We start from the raw sequence: 1,890 nt of genomic DNA, 5'->3' as shown, positions 1-1,890 counted from the left end.
AAGATCGAGATACCGATCAAACGCATCGTCCAAGGAGCGGACGTCGATCGCATCATCGGATCCGACACGATCGACGACCCCGACGCCCTGCGGTACTTCACCCGGTTCACCCGCACCGATGCCGCGAGCAGGACCCCCTGACAACCGGGGCGCATGCACCGCTTCCCTCCCTGCCACGCCATCCGAGCAACGAGCCGAGGTTCAGAAGAACGATGTTTTCCAAAGTATTGGTGGCTGCCGGGACTGTTTCGCAATCGGTGTTTTGGCCCGAGACGCTGAGTGAATGCTCGGCGAGGAGGTGCCGAGATGACGACACTGGAGAATGTGACGAAGAAGAGGGCCGAGCCCTCCGCGGAAGCTGCGGCGGCCGCGGAGTTGGTGCGCCTGGCCAAGGAGCAGGGCCTGTCGCTGACCGGGCCGGACGGTTTGCTCAAGCAGTTCACCAAAACCGTTCTGGAAACCGCACTGAACGAGGAGATGACCGAGCACCTCGGGCACGACAAGAACCAAGCTCCGGCCGATCGGGAGTCTACGAATATTCGCAACGGGACTCGGTCGAAAACGGTGTTGACCGAGGCCAGTGGGCATGTCCCGATCGAGGTCCCTCGTGATCGGGAAGGGACGTTCGAGCCGCAGATCGTCAAGAAACGCCAACGTCGATTGAACGGGGTCGATGAGATCGTGTTGTCGTTGTACGCCAAAGGATTAACGACTGGTGAAATCAGTTCGCATTTCGCTGAAATCTACGGGGCCTCGGTCTCGAAGGAGACCATCTCGCGGATCACCGACAAGGTCCTCGAGGAGATGCAGGACTGGTCTGCCCGTCCGCTCGACGAGGTGTACGCGGCAGTTTTCGTCGATGCGATCGTCGTCAAAGTTCGAGACGGGCAGGTCGCAAACCGGCCGATCTACGCGGCGATCGGCGTCAGTCTCGACGGACGGCGCGACGTGCTCGGATTGTGGGCCGGCACCGGCGGTGAGGGCGCCAAATTCTGGATGTCCGTGCTGACGGACATTCGCAATCGCGGCACTCGGGATGTGTTCTTCCTGGTCTGCGACGGATTGAAAGGCCTGCCGGAAGTCGTCGAGAACGTATGGCCGGCCACGACGGTACAAACGTGCGTCGTGCATTTGATCCGCAACACCTTTCGGCTCTCGGGACGTCAACACTGGGACGCACTCAAACACGATCTCAGACCGATCTACACGGCACCGACCGAGGCTGCCGCTCACGCGGGGCTGGACGATCTCGCCGAGCACTGGGGTGAGAGGTATCCGGCGATCATCCGATTGTGGACCAACGCTTGGCAGGAGTTCATTCCGTTCCTCGATTACGACACAGAGATACGGCGAGTGCTCTGCTCTACCAACGCGATTGAGTCCCTCAATGCCCGCTATCGGAGGGCGGTGAAAGCTCGTGGCCATTTCCCTACCGAGGCGGCTGCGCTGAAGTGTCTGTATTTGGTGACACGTTCGCTCGACCCGACAGGCAAGGGCCAGGCACGATGGATAACGAGGTGGAAGCCCGCTCTGAACGCGTTTGCGATCACGTTCGCCGATCGTTGGCCGGGATCGGAAACTTACTGATGGAAATCCGCCGAAACACCGTTAAAGAGATAGACCCTGCGTCCGATTTCCACGCGATGCGTTCGTCCGGGTGCTGTTCGGTGATGGTGGCGTCGAATTCCCGTGGTTGTCCGGCTATTTCGAGGATCCACTGTGTGTGCACATCGTCGGTTTGTCGAATTTCCCGTACTCCGGACATGAAGTGGGGGAACGACTCGAATTGAGTCCACTGGTCGTAGGCGGTACAGATGGGGACGTTGACATCTACGGATTCGGTCACGGTACTCATGATTTTCGAGCTACCCACTCTGTCAACTGATACAC

General features: G+C 59.5%; 2 protein-coding genes. One reads left to right on the top strand and one right to left on the bottom strand.

Annotated elements, in window-relative coordinates; genetic code table 11:
- The first annotated feature begins 306 nt into the window (after positions 1-306).
- Positions 307-1,587, top strand: coding sequence for an IS256 family transposase (locus ACF08D_RS31245; protein ID WP_030537341.1), 1,281 nt, complete (start codon positions 307-309; stop codon positions 1,585-1,587).
- On the opposite strand, the gene ACF08D_RS31240 is transcribed toward ACF08D_RS31245, so the two are convergent.
- The coding region (locus ACF08D_RS31240) for an SRPBCC family protein (RefSeq protein ID WP_392227576.1) at positions 1,547-1,890 on the bottom strand (344 nt) is incomplete at its 5' end. The two genes, ACF08D_RS31245 and ACF08D_RS31240, sit on opposite strands and share 41 nt — an antisense overlap.

The sequence above is a fragment of the Streptomyces sp. NPDC015131 genome (assembly GCF_043079975.1).
GTDB lineage: Bacteria > Actinomycetota > Actinomycetes > Streptomycetales > Streptomycetaceae > Streptomyces.
This window is presented reverse-complemented; position numbering and strand designations above follow the sequence as displayed.

What these genes read in the sequence shown, in the direction of transcription:
- ACF08D_RS31245 (WP_030537341.1), top strand. Translation starts at nt 307, where the DNA reads ATGACGACACTGGAGAATGTGACGAAGAAGAGGGCCGAGCCCTCCGCG.